A 19,547-nucleotide genomic window follows, 5' to 3' on the forward strand; every position below is an offset into this window, starting at 1 on the left:
AAGAACAGCCCCCATGGTTCTGTGGCTACTACTGTTCAGACTTGGAAATTTCTTTCCTTTGAAAAACCCCCATTGGCAAATATGTGATGGAAAATACAATCAGTGCGGCAATTTCTAGATTCATATAATACCAGAAACCATTGCCGAAATAGGTCAGAATCGTTTTAGTTTCTGTTGGACTCGCTAAGTAGAAAAAGTTTGTGCCAAGGAATTGATTTAAGATAAAAATAGGCACGGCAATAATGTTGACGGTTACATAAGTAAAGATGATTGCCTTTCGGGGAACTCTGTACCCTTCATATAGGATAAAATAGAATGCGGACAATGGAAGGACGGAATGGTGAAGGAAATACTCAATAAACCTAAAATGAGGAAATGTATAGACCATTTCTGGCGTAACCATCGCTAAAATGGGAGGCAGGGTAGCAAAAAAATACAATAAATAAAAAACCTTCTCGTTCCTTTTCCAAAATAAATACATAGCTAAAAAAGTACTAATCGAACACAACTGCAGAGGAAGATTACTCACTTCCCACTGATTGGTTAAAAGTAACCATAATTGTAAAGAAATTTCACATATCGGCAACATGATAAACAGTGTCCATTTAATCATCTGATGGTATTTCTTGTGTTTTTTTCTAAAATACACTAACGTACAACAGGCAGCAAAGAATATAAGCAACACAGCAATATGTTCAACTGAAAATAATGTAAAGCCATGCATCCCCGTCTCAGAAAACATGTTATCACCACCTCTTAGTTGGAGTTATTCTAAATTGTATTCAATACCCATTAAAGCTGTCACGCCGAGCCATTATACAGCTCAAATCAAAAAAGCAACTCTGTTGCAGAGCTGCTTTGCTTGGGGTCGACTATTCAAAAATCATAGGTCATAAACTGTTTATGTACATAAAATGTTTTTTCAATTTCAAATACGTATTCAGGGGTGTCTTAATCAAAGCGTTCCGTTTCTATTCCCTCCAAAATATCTTCTAATTCCATCAGAAAATTTAGTTGGACGGGTGCTGGAATTTGTTCCATCCATTTTTTTATTTCAGGTAACTCCTCCGCATCCTCTATATTCGTTGGCTTTGAATGAAGAGTGGCCCACCATTTCTTCAATTCATCAATAAATTCATAAAAGTATCGTTCAAATCTTTCTGCCCATTCTGCCCCTTCATCACCGGATGTCTTTTGCATCATACTCCAGGCTTCCATCGCTGTTGCGAAATACTCATCAATCATCATATATATACCTCCACTTGGGTGACCTAGGGACAGCCACATGGTTATTACTGATGTGGTCGCGCCCATAAGAACCTGCCTAATATACATCCAAAGAGAATACTTCTAGGAAATTCGATTTACTATCTCCACTTTTATTAAAAGACTTCTTTTATAAACATAAAGTGGGAAAGGAATTCACTTTCATTGATCATGATTCTAGTTGTTAAATCCTCCGTTCGCAACACAAACTCCTTTATTCCAATAAATTCTGATTCACTTATCATGTAAAACAGTGTTCCCCTTTTATAGCCGTTAAACTGCTTCTTTACTCTATACACCTTCATTATTTAACCTCTAGTGATATTAAATTGATTAATTTTTTTTACTAATTTTCTAAAAAGTTATACCAAGATCTAATTATAGGATATTATTTTTAATAAAAAAAGTGGTAATCGTATGAATGCATCATACTCACAGACAATTACAACGAAAACAAAAGCCCTTGTCATCAATGCACTTTTTATTGCATTGACACTGGTAGCCACAATGTTTATCAACTTAAAGTTGCCAATAATGGGATTTCAAAAGGAAGTGGAGAAAAACTAGTCGTTTTTCTCCACTTCCTTTTTGACCGCCAACAAACGCAAAAGTCAGCCCAACTACAATAGAAACAGAGGGTAAGGAACATTAGAGGATATTCGGCAAAGGAATTTAATTCGAAGAAACGACTAGGCATTGCCTTGCTTTTTTCATATGATAAGAATAAAAAGAAAAAAGGGGTACATATGTCTTATTATGGCAAAGTATTAACGGGTTTCATTGTGCTAGATTTATATTTGAACATTGGAATTGCGAAAGCAGGTCAATTTTGGCTACAAGTTTTATTAGTCCTTTTGTTTTTTCCATTATTGAAAGGAATCCTCATGCTAACCAAGGCAAATGAGTATAAAAATATCGGAATCACCTTTCATCCAAAATGGTCCAAAAATATGATGCTTGGGTTTATCATCGGCTTTTCTTTTTGGCTGGTCAAATATGCTATGCAATATCTCCTTCATGGTTTTGACATTACAGGAATAGTCCCATTTCCTCAAATGTTATCGACTCTTTTCATGATCATGCTGACGTTTTTGATCGGTTCCTGTTTAAACGACATTATTATTCGGGGGTATGTATTCGGACATTTAAAAGGGAAAATGCCGATGAAATGGGTGTTTCTCATTTCTCTTGTCTTATATGTACTTGATGATTCATGGAATGAAGGATTCAGCCTATCAAATACTCTTTTTTCTCTTGTGCTTGGATTATCTGTTACGTATGCGATTTATAAAACAGGATCTATTTGGGCAAATACTGGCATCCATTGGGGACTGAATGTCTGTTACGGAATTTTTAACGGCACGCTTGGAAGTTCAGGTGGAGGAATTCTTCTGACACAAGACCTTTCGACGACTTTCATGACAGAAATAATCAGTTATATGATTCCCCTTTTTATGTTTCTATTTATATTTTTAATGCGAAACAAATTTGCAAAAATCGGTTAGTTTATCCTAAGCCGTTCTCTTTAAAGTCCAAATTGGAAAGATAAATAGCTTTTATTGTGCATATTATGATAATTCAAATCTAGTTGGAAAAAAATATGAATGAAAATGAGATTTCTAGAAAAGGAGGTTAGATGATGTTACAGAAAGTAAATGTAAAATCGGTAGACGGCCAACTCGCTCGGTTACAAAGCTACATTCATTCTCCAGAAAAACAAAAAACGTTATACAAGCGAACTTTAATCGTTGTAAGTATCTCACAAATTTTTGGTGGAGCGGGTTTAGCAGCAGGTGTTACGGTAGGGGCACTTCTGGCACAGCAAATGCTTGGGACAGATGCGTTTGCTGGAATTCCTACAGCATTACTTACTTTAGGGTCAGCAGGAGCAGCTTGGTTTGTTGGAAGACTTTCGCAAGCATATGGACGTCGTACTGGATTAACAACGGGTTTTTTGCTTGGCGGACTTGGTGGATTTGGAGTCATCATGGCAGCAATCTTAAATAGTGTTTTCCTTTTATTTGCTTCCTTACTTGTTTATGGTGCGGGGTCAGCAACAAATTTACAAGCCCGGTATGCAGGTACGGATTTAGCAAATAAAAAACAGCGAGCAACTGCAATAAGTATGACGATGGTTTTTACAACATTTGGGGCAGTTGCAGGACCAAATTTGGTGAATGTGATGGGGAATTTCGCCCTTTCTATTGGTGTTCCATCACTAGCCGGTCCTTTCATTTTAGCGGCAGCAGCCTATCTCTTAGCAGGTGTTGTCCTTTTCATCATGCTTCGTCCAGATCCATTGGTTATCGCTAGAACGATAGAAGCGAACAGCCTAGATTCTAGTAGTAAAGGACATTTAGCAACAACTGAACAGACAGAAAACAAACGGGGCATAATGGTTGGTGCAACGATTATGATTCTTACGCAAATTGTCATGGTAGCGATTATGACAATGACGCCAGTTCATATGATGCATCATGGACATGGTTTGGGTGCAGTAGGTCTTGTTATTGGTTTTCATATAGGTGCCATGTATCTCCCTTCACTGGTTACAGGCATCCTGGTTGATAAGTTAGGGCGTACTGCGATGGCGATTGCCGCTGGCACTACGTTGCTTCTGGCAGGTTTGCTGGCAGCATTTGCACCAGGAGATTCGATGGTTCAACTAGTGATTGCTCTTTCTTTACTTGGCTTAGGATGGAATTTTGGTTTAATCAGTGGGACGGCACTTATTGTTGATTCAACTAAAACTTCCACACGAGCTAAAACGCAAGGGACAGTCGACGTATTAATTGCCTTGTCAGGAGCAGCTGGTGGAGTACTGTCAGGCATGATTGTGGCAGGTTCAAGTTTTCCAATATTATCATTAGGGGGCGGAATTTTGTCCTTATTACTTATTCCAGTGGTGATTTGGTCTCGTGGAGGTAACAAGTAGCTTGCTAATGAAAGAAATAAGAGATTACGCTTTTCCATCAGTTCCTACTAAGCATGTGAATGTATGTACTTTAAGTGCCTGACCCTACTTGGATAACGCTTTATATTGCTGAGGGTCAGGCACCGAATATACTATTTTCGTCTAATTTGTAAATCATCCTGTTGGACTTCTCAAATCAGCCGCTAGTAAGTAGGTCAGTTAGCGGAACTTTGCAGCTCATTTAACATTATTTTCCCATCCTCCATGTGATAGACACGGTCGCAGTAAGCTAACATACGTTCATCGTGCGTGACCATTATTGCTGCCTTTTTTCGCTTTTTTACTTCATCCGCAATTAATTTCACCACTTCATGAGCGCGCTTAGAATCTAAACTTGCTGTCGGCTCATCAGCAAGGATAACGCTAGGCTGATTGAATAAAGCACGAGAAATGGCTACGCGTTGACGTTCACCACCAGATAATTCATTAGGCATTTTCGAGAGCTTATTGCCTAATCCAAGCTCTGTCAGTAAATTTATCGCAAACTGACGATCTTCTTTGTTCACCTTGCCTGTCATCTTTTTAATTAAAATTAACTGATCAAGTACAGATAAATATGGAATTAAGTTAGATGATTGTAAAATAAAACCTATTTCATTTAAACGAAAATCTGCTAATTGTTTCGCATTTAACTTTCCCACGTCCTGACCATTTACAATTACCTTACCAGACGTAGGCTTTATTAATGCACCAATGATTGATAGTAAAGTACTTTTACCTGAGCCTGAAGGACCGACAATTGCCACTAACTCTCCTGGATTAACAGGTAAAGATGCTTCTTGTAAAGCTGTTATAGTAGAGGTTCCCTCTTTATACTGTTTCGTAACCTGAAGTAACTGAATACCACTCATTTATTCCACTCTCCCTAAAGCTGTTAACGGATCAATTTTAGTAATTTGCCGGACTGAAACTAGTGAACTTAATAGGCTTATTATTAATAAAGCAAACGCATATAAGACTACTAGGTTAACATCTAAATCAAAGGGCATTTCTTTAGGAAAGGCAAGTGCTGTTAAATACGTTAAACCTGCTCCTACCAAAATACCAAAAAACGACAAAATAAACACCTGTGCAACAATAGCTTTAGAAATAAATCGATTCGAAGCCCCAATCGCCTTCATCACACCAAATTGCGGTGTTTTTTGTATTGTTATGACATAAAAGAAAACGGAGATGATAAATGCTGAAATAACGATTAAAAATGCAAGCATCATTAAAATTGTCCCAGTTTCTTCCTTATACCCTGGCATCCCATTTACAGCTACTGACTTTGTAACAGTTTCAATGCCGTTAATTTCTTTATCAAGCATAGCAGAATCTAAATTAGGCGCTTTTAAAGTAATGGCTTGAACAGGTTTAGTAACACCATTGTCAGAACCTTGTGCCGCATATTGATAATCTCTCCAGGTATCCATATTCGTAAATAATACAGGTAAATGGTTAAATGTTTCATTTTCAACAAAACCAATAATGGTTAACTTCATGTTGGAATTTGAAACAAGCAGTTCATCACCCATTTTGTACCCTGCATCTTTTAAACTCTCATTAGCTAGAACACCAAACTTTTCATTAGGTGAAAGTTGTTTTCCCTCGATAACGCCTGGTTCAATAAATGAGCCGAGTGTGATTCCAAGTAGTGCAACATCCGTTTTCTTGTGACTATCATCTGTTTTTTCTTTGGAAACAGCCGCCATTGATGATCCAAACGCTGCTGCATCCTTTACAGCTTTATTTTCTTTAATCTCATCGATTAAATTACTAGAGATAATAGATTTATTAAAGGTGGCACCAGCAGATTTCTCATAAACAACATAATTTGCATCTAGGTTTTTAATCGTGGCGGCACTTAAAGTCGAAAGACCATTTCCAAGCCCTGATAAGATAAAAACCAACCAAGCAATTAAGATAATAATAATACCCATCATCACATATCGAAATTTCGCATGCTGTAATTCTTTTATAGCTAAAAACAAGATGAAACTCTCCCCTCAAATTAAGTTACACATGCGTCACTTTTGAGAAAAAAAATAACTTATGTGCCTCGCAAAGATTATTATACACATAAGTTACAAGTTTGTCACTTATTTTTTAGAATTCCATTTAAAATCAACTTCTTCGTAAATTCGAGCACTTGTTCTGTGTCCATTCCTGAATGATTTGGAATAGAAATACTTTGAAAGATAAATCCTAATAGCATTTCATTCGGCAGGTCCATATCGATGTGGCCTTCTGTCTTTCCTTGCTGCACTATATGGATAAGAGGTTTATATAGTTCGCGATGCATTAGAGAAAGTTGATTTTTCTTGGCGTCCAAAAGTGGAGCATCATTGGTAGGAATGACTTCTTGAATTCCAAGGATTAAATGTAAATCCTTGGACAGGAATATTTTTTGCAAAAGTAAGTTTATCTTTTCTAAAAAGGAAAATTCCTCTGGAATGGAAGAAAAACTTGTCAATGTATTTTTCATTTCCTCAAGCATAAAATCTAATAGCAATTCATCCTTATTTTGATAATACTTATAAATGGCTGCTCGTGAAACGTGTAGCTGTTTGGCTACTTGACCAATTGTAAACCCTTCATACCCTGTTTCAATAATGAGCTTTTTCGTACAAAGAAATAAATCAACTGTATTAAATTTCCGATCTCTCCCCATGAAATTCCCTTCTTTCATTCATTACCATACTATTTAAAGATTCCACGGGGATGGTTCCCATAGTAGAAATGAGGCTAGAATAACCATAGTAACCCTCCTATCTCATTTAAAGTGGGTTCCCATCTATTAATAAATTTCCACTAAACTACTTCTTTAGTTTAATTTGGTGTTTACCGATCTTGCCGATGGTGCGTCCCAGGGCAGAGTCTAGTGGTTTTTAGTATAATAACAAGCAACCAAAAGACCCCCCTATGGATATTAAATAGTTGGAGCTGACATCCCCATTTGTGCCCATCCTTCTCGTGCAGGTCCATAAACCCCCGGAACGCTTACTCCCGCTTGGCGCATAAGAACGGTCATTTGACCACGGTGATGAATAATGTGTTTAACAAGTAATAAGAGTGTTGCAGCCTTGGACATGTTCATTCCAAACACATTCACTTCATCTGTTAGAGCACTGTCACTCCATTGTTCCTTTACAGCTTTGGCAGTGTCGGTACTAACTCGACTGAATACCTCTGCAATTTCCTTCGCTGATTGCGGAACGGTATCAGCGTTTTCGACAAATGGGACTTTAATGCCAAACTCATTTAGCATCCCGGGTGTGCTGGTCACAATATGCCAGGCAATTCTTCCTAATGTCCGATCATCTGGAGTGACTTGTTGCTGCAAGGAACTATCCGTTAACGCTTCTAATACATGTTGAGTAGATACAGCTTCATGATTCCAATCGTCAATAAATGCAGCTATTGATGAATACATAGATTTCATTCTCCTTTTTAATAAAATCGTTTTTATGACCTTTTTTAGGTATTTCCCTTTATCCTATTATAAATGCATATTTTGCGAAAGACGAAGAACAGTGGCAATAGCATAGATAATGGACGCTTTTTATGTAATTATACAATTGGCGTGTATGGAATTTCCATTCTGGATTATGAATTATTTTTGCAGGCTGTACCTGCAACCCCAATTAATTAAAGCCTCTTATCCCCTTACACATCATGGCCATTCCAGATAGTAAAATGATAATAATGCTAAAGACAACTAAGGTGAAGATTTCACCAACCCCCTCTGAAAGCCAGCCGGTGATTAAATATCCCACTGGGAGCAATGCAAAGGAACCAAGCATATCTAAACTAGCTACCCTGCCGAATTTTTCTTCAGGCACCAATTCCTGAAGACTTGTCTCCCAAATCAGGCCAAATAGCATAATACCAGCCCCTTCAAAAAACATACACAGCATTAATAATGGAACATTTGAGATAAAGGACAATAAAAGAAGTGCAACCCCGCTTAAAACCACACCACTATAGGCGAGTAATCCTCTTTTTTTCCATGCTGGTTTTAAACCAAAAATAACCCCACAAACAATAGCACCTGCTCCTGAAGCACCTAGGACAAGTCCATAGACTACGGGTTCAAGCTTGTAATAACTATTAATAAGCCACGGAAGGATGATCCGAATAATTCCACCTGAGAAAATATTAATTAATGAAAAAACTAAAATGGTAATCCATAGCCATGACTGCTGCTTGAGGACGTCAATCCCTTCCATGAATTCTTCCTTTATTGATGTTTTTTCTTTGGAGGCAGTTCTTATTTTTTGAAAAGTAAGTGTTCGAAGACTATATAAAAAGAATAAAGATATGATATATGTAGCCGCATTTATTCCGAATCCCCAGGCAGCTGAAAAGGCAGAAACGATGATTCCTCCAATAATAGGTCCAAAGATTCTTAATCCTTGCATACTTACCTGTGTTAGTGAATTAGCCGCATTTCGGATATCCGGTGTGAATATCTTTGCTCTAACAGCCGAATATGCCGGCTGAAAAAAACTATCCATGATGCCCATAAAAAACATAAAAATAAATAGGAATGTCATATTCAACTGATCCATAAAGGCACAGGCCGATAAGACGAACATGAGGGTAAAACGGACAAAATCAACAATAAACATGATAGTTACTTTATTCATTTTATCAACAAGGACACCTGTAAAAGGAAGTAGAATAACAAATGGCGCCATATAAATAGCCATTACCGTACCCATCATGGCTGTCGAATTAGAAACCTGGAGAACCACAATAGGGAGAACAACATTTGTGATAGAGCTTCCTAATAAAGAAAAAATCTGTCCAAATAACAATGCCGTAAAATGCCTTGAACTTTTAAATAACTTCACATATGTGGCTTCACGAATGAATTGATTTGATGGTAACGATTTCACTTCTATCTCCTTTCAATTACCACTACCATCGGAAATATCGTGATAGTAATATAGTATTGGTGAGCAGCCGTTACCGTTAATAATAGGCAATTCTTGATGTTTTTTCAATCATTAAAAGGATAAAGACTGACGTCTTTATCCTTTGGGTAATATGGTACCTTACAGTGCTCGCACTTTAACTGGAATCAAGCAACGAAATACATTTTGCAAGATTATTAGTTTGTTAGATGTTGGAAAAACTCATAAGCCACTTGATCAGTATAGCCTTCATGAACAACCTTACCAATTGCTTGAATCATTTCTTCAGGGTATTGGGATTGGAAAATATTCCTTCCCATATCCACACCAGCTGCCCCACATTGAATAGAGTTGTAGGCTAGCGTAAGGGCCTCTTTTTCTGGAATCTTCTTCCCCCCTGCAACTACTAGTGGCACAGGGCATGCAGAGGCCACTTTTTCAAAATCCTCGCAGTAATAGGTTTTAACGATTTGAGCTCCAAATTCGGCCAGCATCCTTGTGGCTAACAAGAAGAATTGATTGGTCCGCTCCATTTCCTTGCCAACAGCCACAACACCCATAGTTGGAATGGAGTATCTTGAGCCAAAGTTTACTGCCCGGTTTAACTCTTCAATGGTTTCTTTTTGTCCATCTGCCCCAATAAATGTTTGAATGGCGATGGCACTGGCATTCATCTTGATGGCATCTTCAATGTCTACCACCATGGATTCATGGCTTAGGTCATCTTGGAGGACACTAGAACCAGATGATGCCCGTAATGCAATAGCCTTATTAAAGGTTGGTGGGACGCTGCTTCGGATGGCACCACGCGTACCCATTAAACAATCTGCATAATTGGCTAATTTAGGAATAAGTAGATCTAATCTTTCTAGTCCTGAAGTAGGTCCCATGAAATACCCGTGGTCAAACGCTAACATGACGGTTTTTCCGGAGGAAGGGTTAAAAATTCTGGATAAACGATCCTTCATCCCCCAATCATAATTGTTCGCCCCTTTCACATGGAAATTCCCATTGTTTGCGAAAGGAACACTCTCAGAAAAATCCTTTGCATTTTTGTTACCAATACTATCTGCCATTTCTCTCTCTCCTTAATTCCTAAATTCACAATCACGATATAAACCGTTAAAAGTCGTAATCGTTCGTATTGTCCTTCGTAAATACAATGCGCTCTGGTAAAACAATAATGCCTGAATCGTCAGCCTTATAATCGTATCCTTGGATCGTGTTCGGCTCTACTTTAACGGAACCCATATCAGGGACATCAATAGAGTCCCCCACTTTCATATCATTGCCTTTAGCTAACCAATAAGCGACGTATACGGCAAGGGCCCCTTGATCTTTAACATCCCATAAACCATGGTTGGTAATAGTGCCATTTTCAATAAATTGTCTCATTGAATTCGGAGAAGCAAATCCAGTAATAATGACATCATCGGCTTTTAACCCTTTATTGGCAGCTGCTTGTGCCATTGCTGGAAGAGCAGTTGAATCTGGACAAATGACGGCATCAATATCAGGGTAAGAATCTAAAATACTTTCTCCAACCTGTAATGATTTTTGTTCATTGGCATCACCGAATTGTGTCGTGACAAGTTCCCATTTTGGATATTTTTCTTTTATATATTTGTTTGCATAGTTAACCCATGAATTTTGGTCTGGTACGGTTGGGCTTGAGTAGAACCAGGCAATTTTCTTCGCATCATTGGGGTTATCCATCTGCTGTGCAGCCATATCAACGAGCATTTTTCCTAAGATTTCTGGTGTTCCTTGGTTTACATAAACGGAACGATATTTAGGATCCACATCCGAATCCCATGTGACTACTTTAATGCCGGCATCTAATGCCTTTTTCAAGGCCTGATTCAACCCATCTGAAGAGACAGAGGAAATGGCTATTGCATCTGCACCGCTATTGACAGCACTATTAATAATTTGTACTTGATTCGCAACCGTACCTTCTGGAGCCCCATCGTATTTCACTTTAAAGCCCACTTTCTTGGCCATTTCCTGTGCACCGTCGTTACCAGATTCAAAGAATGCATTCCCAGTCATTTTAGGTATGAAAACAACTTGAATATCTTTATCATCTTTCTTTTTGCCTCCGTCTCCAGAGTCGCCTTCATTGGATCCGCATGCAGCTACAAATAACATCACAATGGCCACAACAATCAAAAGTTTCATAGATTTTAATTTTCCCATTGCAGCTTAACCTCCAATATTTTGTTTTGGTGTGATGATTCTTTTTACATTTAGCCTGAAATCTGGATTAATCCCCAGGAATGCAACAGAAACAATGAGAAGGACGCCCGTAGCCAATCCGATATATTGGGTGGAAACTCCAGCCATTTGCAAACCTATCTGCAAAAAACCTAAAATAATGCTGGCTAGTGCTGTCCCAACAACACCCCCTTTACCTCCTGTTATTAATGTCCCCCCTAAGACAACGACAGTAAGAATAGGCATAAGATATTCAGCACCATAATCAGATCGTGCACTACCTAAATAGGAAGTTAAGACAACCCCTGCAATTCCAGCACTTAATCCTGACAGGACGTAGGTACTCGTAATGATCTTTTTTGTATCAATCCCAGAGTACTCGGCGGTATTTTGATTAATTCCCGTTAAGTAAATATATCTTCCATATCTTGTGCGGTGCAAAAGGATATAGGCGATTAAAAACATACTAAAAAACAAGATGACGGCACTCGGAATTCCCATAACTTCTCCATTGGCAATTTTGCTAAAGCCTTCAGAAAAGCCCGATATCCCTTCATAGGTACTGACACCAGACACGCCCACCAGCACGATCGCAATCCCACTATATAAAAGCATGCCGCCAAGCGTTATAACCATAGCTTGAACTCTGCCATAAGCAATAAGGACTCCATTGAAAAGGCCGCATAATCCAGCAATTAATATGGCACAAATAATGGAAACCCAAATGTTTAGACCAACCACTTGAGATAAGAGTCCCGTAACAACAGAGGTTAACCCGATAATCGAAACCCCAGAAATATCAATTCCTCCAGTAATAACGACCAATGTGACAAAAAAGCCAATAATAGCAACCGCAATAAAATCATTAAAACTATTTAACAAGATTGTGATATTCCAGAATCTCGGATTCATCATCCCAAACACGATAATTTCAGCAATAATAATGAGGAATAAGGCGAGGTTCCATCTCGGGATTTTCGTTAACATGTCATTTCTAAGCCTCCTTTTGCAGAACTCTAGCATTTAATCTTACTTTCTTTGCCTTTCTATTGGCACGAAACGCAAGAAGGGAATCAATAACGACAATGATAATTAACAGTGAACCCGAAATCGTATCATTCCAAAAGGCTGGTACTTTCATAAATACCAGAGCAGAGTTGATGGACGTTAAAATGACGGCACCTAATGCTGCCCCAATAACCGTTCCGATCCCGCCCATCAATGACACACCGCCAAGAACACAGGCGGCGATGACGGTCAGTTCAATTCCAGTCCCGGCATTAGTGGAGACAAAACCAATTTGACTCACAAAGATTAATCCTGCAATAGATGCACAAATACCTGAAATGACAAATGAATAGGTACTATATCTTTTAACAGGAATCCCCAATGATATGGCCCCGTCTGCGTTATCACCAATAGCAGTGTAATACCTTCCCTTACTGCTCTTAGATAGGTATACTTGAACGATTAGGACCCCAACAATAACGATAAGCGAGAATAAATTCATACCGAAAATATCTATAGTTGAAAGTTCCTTAATATTTGCAGGAATATTTTCTACCCATTTTCCATCCGTATAAATAACTTGGACCACTCTTGTTATAGAGAGCATGGCTAATGTCATAATAAACGAAGAAATTTTTAATTTTACGACTCCAAAACCATTAATGAGTCCGATGCAGGCGCCTATTAATATGGTAGTAAATACCGCTAGTAAAATAGTTCCCCCATCTCTAAGAATGGTTCCGCAAACAGCCGCACTTAATCCCAGCGTTCCACCTACTGAAATATCCAAATTCCCTGTTAATAGGACAAAGGTCATCCCGATCGCAAGCACAATATAAACCAAGCTGCTCTTCAGGGACTTATCGATATTCTGTAAAGATACATAATCAGTGTTGATGAAACCCACAACCACAAAAAGAAGGATTAAAAATAGTAAAGTTCTAAATTCTCGTTGTTTGATAATTTTAGAAACCCTAGCCATGTCCCTGATCACTTCCTTCAAATGTTCCAAAAGCTGCTTTCATCACATTGACTGCATTAATTTCGTCTAAGCTAAGGCAAACAGTGCATGTTCCCTGATACACTGCATAGATGCGGTCACTTATTCTGCCGATTTCTTCAAGGTCTGAGGAAATGAGCAGAATAGAAAATCCTTGGTTCTTTAGTTCTGAGATGATGGAATAGATGTCTCCCCTGGCAGCAGCATCAATTCCCCTTGTCGGTTCATCCATGATAATCAATTTTGGGTTCATGGATAGAGCCCTTGCGATTACAACTTTCTGCTGATTCCCGCCTGACAATGACTTCATATCATCCTCCTGGGAACTCACCTTAATTCTTAGTCGATCAATATACCGACTGGCCACCTGTTCTTCTACTTTCTTCTTCGTAAAAATTCCATGCTTTTTCATTATTTGTGATGTGATATTATTTCTGACAGAACTGATCGAAAAAATTCCGTTCAAAAATCGATCCTCGGGGATATAAGCCAGCCCGCTGTCCACCGTTTCATTGATGGACATCCTTGTAATGTCTTTACCATCCAGATAGACTTTTCCGCTTTGGATTGGATTAATACCGTAAATCGCTTCGGCAATTTCCGTTCTTCCAGCCCCGACAAGCCCAGCAAGGCCAACCACTTCTCCCTTATAAACGTCAAAACTAATATTCCTAAATCCTTCCCCAACAATGTCTACCACCTTAAGGATCGGTTCTTCTCCCTCGTGGTTAGTTTTTCGTCTTTCAAACTGATCTTCATACAGATTTTCGTTTCCTTCTGGAAGCAGCCCTTGAATCAGCATTTCTTTCGTAAATTCATCGATTCTCCCTTTAAGTGTTACTTTTCCGTCCCGTAATATGACTGCATGCGTGGAAATCTGAAAGACCTCGTCAAGTCGGTGGGTAATATAGAAGATGCCTACACCGGAATTCCGTAACTGCTTAATAACCTTGAAAAGAGATTCTGTTTCTGAAAACGTTAAGGTAGAGGTTGGTTCATCCAGAATTAACACTTTTGCTTTTCTTACTAAGCCTTTTATTATCTCAAGCTGTTGTTGCTCAGCGATACTTAATGTAGCAGCTAATCGTTTCAAATCAATATTCCAGCCTAATTCTTTAATGAGCCTCATGGATTCTTCTCTCACTGCATTTTTATGCTTACGAAATCCGATTGTAAGGTTTTGTTCAACCGTCATATTGGGAAAAAGCAATGGTTCTTGCGGCACTAAATATATGCCTCTTTCATGTGCGGCGAATGGGTTTAAGTGCTCTACCTTTTCTCCATAAATTTCAATAAACCCCTCATCCGCTTTGTAAATACCGGTGAGGATTTTCATTAAGGTACTCTTCCCTGCTCCATTTCCGCCGATAATCGTTATGACCTCCGACTCATTAAGTTCTAAAGAGATTCCCTTCAAAACCGTGTTGCGGTTAAATGACTTACGGATATTTTCTACTGTCACTAAGTTCCTCGGCGCTTCCATAATACCCCCCTATCTTAGCACCCGTCATGCAAACGCTTACTTTTATTATTAGTCTATTGCTGAATTATACTTTTTATTAACAAACAAACATTTTATTAGCTAGTAAACTATATATATTTTTAAGGATTACAAATATTACATAACCCCAAACACCTTATTAGGTATTCCCTCGTAGATTATATGAACTAGGCATAATTTTCATTACAGTCTTATTACAATATATAAGGGACATGGAATGGCAAACGAAGGGTAACAGGGTTTACATTTGTATGACTGCACAACAAAGGTAGCGCAATTGTTTTAACATAAAATTTTTGTATTAAAAATAAACTGTAAAGAGTGAAGAAGATGACATATGAAAATAGCCTAATCATAAAAATAGCCTGGAAGTATTATATTGAGGGAATGACGCAAAATGAGATAGCAGAGTCTTTAAATCTATCTAGAATGAAAGTGATTAAATTCCTAGATATCGCGAAAGCAAACAACATTATTCAATTTAAAATTAACCTGGATCAATTTGTCCACATCGATTTGCAAAATAAAATCAAGCAGCAATATAACTTACAGGATATTTATATTGTTCCTTCTTCGAAAGAAAAACCGTTAGAGAGTCTGACTAAAGCCGCCGCCCACTATATTGAAGACAGAATTACCAGTGACACCATGATAAATGTCGGTTATGGCCAAGCCGTTTCAAGAACCTTGGGACATTTAACAATCTCAACTAAGTATAAAGTTACGTTCGTCTCATTATCCGGCGGAGTCAGATTTTACATTCCGACGGCAGTCGATTCATCATCTGATTATTATACCAATCCCAATTACAACCATTACATTATGCCCGCCCCATTATTGGCATCCACTAAACACCTTGCCGAACAATTGATTCATGAAAAACCAATCAAGAAGATCTTTGAAATGATTCCTTACTCCACCATCACGATCATTGGTATTGGAGCCGTAAATGAACGGGCCACCATTGTGAAGGAAGGATATGTAAACACGAATGAAATGGAAATCTATAAATCAATGGGGGCTGTCGGAGACTTATTAAGCCAATTCTATGATAAAAATGGAAAAGTTTTAAATCTAGAATTGCATAAACAACTGATTAGTACTGATATTCATCTATTAAAATCACTTAACCACGTGGTTGCGGTAGCAGGAGGACTCGAAAAAAAAGAAGCCATTATCGGTGCATTAAAAGGAGGATATATCGATGTATTAATTACAGATGAAGCCGTTGCTAATAGTCTAATAGATTGAAATGCTTTAGACCAATAATTCCTAATAATGATAGTGAGGAAGGTTGATCGTATGGAAAAATACTTAATGGCGATTGATGCCGGCACTGGCAGTGTCAGAGTCATTTTGTTTGACACATTAGGCAATGAACACTTTGTTACACAATCAGAATGGACCCATAACGAAGATAAACGATATCCGGGTTCTCAGGACTTTGATATCAATCAAAATATGGAAACAATCATCCATCTCATTAAGGAAATCTTAGCAAAAAGCAAGGTTCACCCAGAGAACATTGTCTCCATTTCAACAACGAGCATGCGTGAAGCCATTGTCTTATACGATGAAAACGGTCAGGAGTTATGGGCCTGTGCGAATGTTGATTCAAGGTCCAATGATGAAGTAGCGAACCTTTATAAAATAAGTGACACCATCGAAGCAGAAATTCACCATGTTTCAGGGCAAACCTTTTCACTAGGAGCAATTCCTAGAATTCTTTGGGTGAAAAAGAATATTCCCGAAACGTATGAAAGAGTAAAATACGTGACAATGTTGAACGACTGGATTACCTATCGCTTAACCGATGTGATTTCGGTTGAACCTTCTAATGGGTGTACGACTGGTCTATTTGATATTAAGAATCGAGTATGGGATCCACGTATTTCAGAGAAGGTTGGTCTGCGGAATGATATTTTTCCAGTCGTAAATGAGAGCGGATCCATCATTGGCCATGTTACCGAAGAATTTTCAGCACTTTCTGGATTAAGTACGCAAACTTTAGTGATTGCAGGAGGTGGTGATGCTCAATTAGGATGCATCGGGATGGGAGTGATCAATGAAGGAGATGCCGCTGTTTTAGGCGGAAGTTTTTGGCAATATGAATATACAACTAACCATGTCGAAATCAATGATCAATGTAAAGTAAGAGTGAATTGTCATGCACTCCCAAATACTTGGCAATATGAAGCCATCGCCTTCTTTCCTGGATTGATCATGAGATGGTTCAGAGATACGTTTTGTGAGCTTGAAGCCCTCCTTCAAAAAGAAAGTGGTGAAAGCATTTATGACCAAATGGAGAAAAGAGCCCAAAATGTACCGGCTGGTAGCCATGGAATGATTTGCACGTTTTCCGATAAAATGAATTACTTTTCTTGGAAACATGCAGCACCTAGTTTCGTAGATTTTAAATTTGATGGTTCGTTTAATAAGGCCACCTTTTATAGGGCGATCATGGAGAATGCCGCATTTGTAACCAAGGGGAATATTGAAATGGTTTCTAAAATTACCAAGACCTCACCGGAATCCATTGTATTTGGAGGCGGGGCATCAAAAAGTGACTTATGGTGCCAAATTCTTGCTGATGTTCTTAATAGGAAGGTGAAAATTCCAGTTGTAAAAGAATCGACTGCTCTTGGTGCAGCGATATGTGCAGGTGTAGGTGCTGGCGTTTATCTAAATTTTAAAGAAGCCATCGATCAAGTCGTAAAGTTTGAAAAAACCTTCGAACCAAACGTATCGAATCACTTCATTTATGAAGAATTATATAAAAAGTGGGAAGCCATTTATAAAGTACAATTAGATTTAGCCGATCAAGGGGTTACAGAACATATGTGGATCGCACCCGGATTATAACTTATATAAAGGAGTGAAACCAATTGTCAGTTATAAACGAGAATGAGAGAGAATACCGATTTGGAGATAGTGGTCCCAAGTATCTTTTAAAAGGACCTAGAATGAACTTTGGTGTGGTTATGTTACAACCAGGACAAGATTTCACAGCCCATTATCATACCATTATGGAAGAAAACTTCTATATTTTAGAAGGCAACCTAGAAATTCATATCGACAATGAGATTTTCCAATGTAAACCAGGTGATTTTGTTCATGTTGAACCGAAAAAAGTCCACTATTTAATTAATAAAGGAGATAGAGTCTTTAAAGCCGCTTTTATGCTCGCACCCTATCAAGAAAAAGATAAGGTTGAAGTAGATTACAAGCCATATGATAATTAATCTCCATGTCAACACAGTAAAAGTCGACTGCAATGGAAGAAGATTTTAAGAGGATAGCAGTAATTGCATCCTCTTTTCGCTTCTTTTCCACTGTTCGCGAATCCTCCCAGTACTTACCCTTTAAGAGCTCTTGTAGCATAAAAGGTTGGAACATTGAATTCATGAAGTTTCCCTGAACCGTTTGTATCTTGGAAGATATCAGTTAGGATAAAACCCGCCTGTAATTGTCCCCCTATTTGTTCCTCAATCGTGTGGGAAAACTGGATGCCCCAATCATTTTTTAGCGACTTTTCATATAGCTCGGGATCCTTCAAGGGATTAAATGGGAGCTGATTGGCGAGCGTTGTCTCATCTTCATCAAACAGATAATTAAAACCGTTATCTAATCCGGCTAAGAGAATCCCTCCTTTTTTCAAAACGCGGTAACATTCCTTCCATATCGGAACAACATCCTCTACATAACAATTGGAAACGGGATGAAAAATCATGTCGAACGATTCGTCCTCGAATGGCAACGGCTTGGTCATATCAGCCCTAACTGTGTTGATTTCATAATTCTCTCTTTTTGCTACTTCTCTTTCACTTTCCAATTGCTTTTCTGAATAATCCAATACCGTACATGTTGCCCCTAAGGCCGAAAAGATTGGCATTTGCTGACCACCGCCAGACGCCAAGCCAAGGATTTTAGCACCATTCATTTCGCCAAACCATTCCTTTGGTACGGGTTTAGTCGGTGTTAGAACCACAAACCAATCATTCTTTTTCGCTTTTTCAAAAATCTCATGACTAATCGGCTTCCCCCATAACCAACCATCCTCTACCCACTTATCAATCGTTTTCGAATTTAACTCTATGTATTTTTGCTCCATCTAAGTCACTCCCCTTTGATAAATCTGCTGACTATTAATTGCTTACATAAATCATGACATGTTTCTTCCAGAAATTCTATTTATTTCTCTGTTTTCTCTGAACTTTCTAAATGGCATCTGATTTTCATTGCTAATTGATATGACAGTTCAGTCTAATGGGAAACAATATCAAACACAAACATCTTTTATTCCAAAATTATAAATTTTGGCATAGCAAAGCAGGATAGAAAATAAGTAAATAAAGGGCCAAAATTCTATCATTTGCAGTGCATTTTTGATTACCAATTTTATTGATCTTTTAGCTGCTGAATCAAGAGAATCCGCACTTTTCGGTTGGGGGGTCAGGTCATGCATCCGACATGATAAATAGAAGGAAAAATTCCGCCTAGTTAGAAATTTTAATTAAAAATGGCTTAAATAGACGGAGGAATTCCGCCTATAGACTCGAAAAAACCGATAATGAGGGATTTTTCTTTGCATAATCGGAAAACCTCCGATTATTTCCCTTGAAACGAGCTCCATTTTGCATTTAACCGGAAACTCTCCGTTTAATTTACTTTTTGCAGATC

General features: G+C 38.3%; 19 protein-coding genes and 1 pseudogene. 6 read left to right on the top strand and 14 right to left on the bottom strand.

Translation table 11 applies throughout. The features are described from left to right. Positions 1–28 precede the first annotated feature (28 nt). The 3 genes from G6554_RS14115 to G6554_RS14125 all read right to left on the bottom strand — a co-directional run bounded on the left by G6554_RS14115 (position 29) and on the right by G6554_RS14125 (position 1,571). A complete protein-coding gene (locus tag G6554_RS14115) occupies positions 29–742 on the bottom strand; it encodes a YwaF family protein (RefSeq protein ID WP_166242908.1) in 714 nt (237 codons plus the stop codon). A gap of 209 nt (positions 743–951) precedes the next feature. Beyond that, complete coding sequence (locus G6554_RS14120; protein ID WP_166242910.1) at positions 952–1,248, bottom strand: hypothetical protein; 297 nt, start codon at positions 1,246–1,248, stop codon at positions 952–954. Between the two features lie 134 nt (positions 1,249–1,382). Then, complete coding sequence (locus G6554_RS14125) at positions 1,383–1,571, bottom strand: hypothetical protein (protein ID WP_166242912.1); 189 nt, start codon at positions 1,569–1,571, stop codon at positions 1,383–1,385. A 112-nt stretch (positions 1,572–1,683) separates the two neighbouring features. On the opposite strand from G6554_RS14125, the pseudogene G6554_RS14130 reads away from it, so the two are divergent. From G6554_RS14130 to G6554_RS14140, 3 genes and pseudogenes are all read left to right on the top strand, one after another. Further along, positions 1,684–1,806, top strand: a pseudogene (locus G6554_RS14130) (ECF transporter S component); the annotation flags it as partial. A gap of 206 nt (positions 1,807–2,012) precedes the next feature. Further along, positions 2,013–2,771 carry a CPBP family intramembrane glutamic endopeptidase gene (locus G6554_RS14135; protein WP_166242914.1) on the top strand — a complete coding sequence of 253 codons (759 nt, stop codon included), beginning with the start codon at positions 2,013–2,015 and terminating at the stop codon, positions 2,769–2,771. Between the two features lie 131 nt (positions 2,772–2,902). After that, positions 2,903–4,201, top strand: a complete 1,299-nt coding sequence (locus G6554_RS14140) for an MFS transporter (RefSeq protein ID WP_166242916.1) — start codon at positions 2,903–2,905, stop codon at positions 4,199–4,201. Positions 4,202–4,395: 194 nt separating this feature from the next. On the opposite strand, the gene G6554_RS14145 is transcribed toward G6554_RS14140, so the two are convergent. The 10 genes from G6554_RS14145 to G6554_RS14190 form a co-directional block, all read right to left on the bottom strand. Further along, on the bottom strand, positions 4,396–5,091 hold the full coding sequence (locus G6554_RS14145; RefSeq protein ID WP_166242918.1) for an ABC transporter ATP-binding protein: 696 nt from the start codon (positions 5,089–5,091) through the stop codon (positions 4,396–4,398). After that, on the bottom strand, positions 5,092–6,213 hold the full coding sequence (locus G6554_RS14150; protein WP_166242920.1) for an ABC transporter permease: 1,122 nt from the start codon (positions 6,211–6,213) through the stop codon (positions 5,092–5,094). 104 nt (positions 6,214–6,317) lie between these two features. Continuing rightward, entirely contained in the window at positions 6,318–6,893 is a 576-nt protein-coding gene (locus tag G6554_RS14155; protein WP_166242922.1) for a TetR/AcrR family transcriptional regulator, read from the bottom strand. A gap of 258 nt (positions 6,894–7,151) precedes the next feature. Then, entirely contained in the window at positions 7,152–7,655 is a 504-nt protein-coding gene (locus G6554_RS14160; protein ID WP_166242924.1) for a DinB family protein, read from the bottom strand. Positions 7,656–7,866: 211 nt separating this feature from the next. Continuing rightward, positions 7,867–9,123: an MFS transporter gene (locus G6554_RS14165; RefSeq protein ID WP_166242926.1), complete on the bottom strand. Its 1,257-nt coding sequence runs from the start codon at positions 9,121–9,123 to the stop codon at positions 7,867–7,869. A 215-nt stretch (positions 9,124–9,338) separates the two neighbouring features. After that, positions 9,339–10,217, bottom strand: a complete 879-nt coding sequence (gene lsrF / locus G6554_RS14170; protein WP_166242928.1) for a 3-hydroxy-5-phosphonooxypentane-2,4-dione thiolase — start codon at positions 10,215–10,217, stop codon at positions 9,339–9,341. A gap of 46 nt (positions 10,218–10,263) precedes the next feature. Further along, positions 10,264–11,340, bottom strand: coding sequence for an autoinducer 2 ABC transporter substrate-binding protein LsrB (gene lsrB, locus G6554_RS14175; protein WP_207343083.1), 1,077 nt, complete (start codon positions 11,338–11,340; stop codon positions 10,264–10,266). Positions 11,341–11,346: 6 nt separating this feature from the next. Beyond that, positions 11,347–12,345 carry an ABC transporter permease gene (locus G6554_RS14180; RefSeq protein WP_166242930.1) on the bottom strand — a complete coding sequence of 333 codons (999 nt, stop codon included), beginning with the start codon at positions 12,343–12,345 and terminating at the stop codon, positions 11,347–11,349. Between the two features lie 7 nt (positions 12,346–12,352). Then, positions 12,353–13,348: an ABC transporter permease gene (locus G6554_RS14185; protein ID WP_166242932.1), complete on the bottom strand. Its 996-nt coding sequence runs from the start codon at positions 13,346–13,348 to the stop codon at positions 12,353–12,355. Beyond that, positions 13,341–14,849, bottom strand: a complete 1,509-nt coding sequence (locus G6554_RS14190; protein WP_166242934.1) for a sugar ABC transporter ATP-binding protein — start codon at positions 14,847–14,849, stop codon at positions 13,341–13,343. Before G6554_RS14190 ends, G6554_RS14185 begins: the two co-directional genes overlap by 8 nt. A 348-nt stretch (positions 14,850–15,197) precedes the next feature. Here G6554_RS14190 and G6554_RS14195 point away from each other — a divergent pair, with 348 nt between their 5' ends. The 3 genes from G6554_RS14195 to G6554_RS14205 are packed head-to-tail and all read left to right on the top strand — an operon-like array spanning position 15,198 to position 18,109. Continuing rightward, positions 15,198–16,118, top strand: coding sequence for a sugar-binding transcriptional regulator (locus G6554_RS14195; protein WP_166242936.1), 921 nt, complete (start codon positions 15,198–15,200; stop codon positions 16,116–16,118). Between the two features lie 51 nt (positions 16,119–16,169). Beyond that, positions 16,170–17,729 carry an autoinducer-2 kinase gene (gene lsrK, locus G6554_RS14200; RefSeq protein ID WP_166242938.1) on the top strand — a complete coding sequence of 520 codons (1,560 nt, stop codon included), beginning with the start codon at positions 16,170–16,172 and terminating at the stop codon, positions 17,727–17,729. A gap of 23 nt (positions 17,730–17,752) precedes the next feature. Beyond that, positions 17,753–18,109: a cupin domain-containing protein gene (locus G6554_RS14205; RefSeq protein ID WP_166242940.1), complete on the top strand. Its 357-nt coding sequence runs from the start codon at positions 17,753–17,755 to the stop codon at positions 18,107–18,109. A 113-nt stretch (positions 18,110–18,222) separates the two neighbouring features. Here the strand turns inward: G6554_RS14205 and G6554_RS14210 are convergent, their stop codons facing one another. Then, complete coding sequence (locus G6554_RS14210; RefSeq protein WP_166242942.1) at positions 18,223–18,978, bottom strand: class I SAM-dependent methyltransferase; 756 nt, start codon at positions 18,976–18,978, stop codon at positions 18,223–18,225. Positions 18,979–19,547: the final 569 nt, after the last annotated feature.

Origin of the sequence: Bacillus sp. MM2020_4, assembly GCF_011250555.1 — a bacterium.
In the GTDB taxonomy this organism is placed as follows: domain Bacteria; phylum Bacillota; class Bacilli; order Bacillales; family Cytobacillaceae; genus Neobacillus.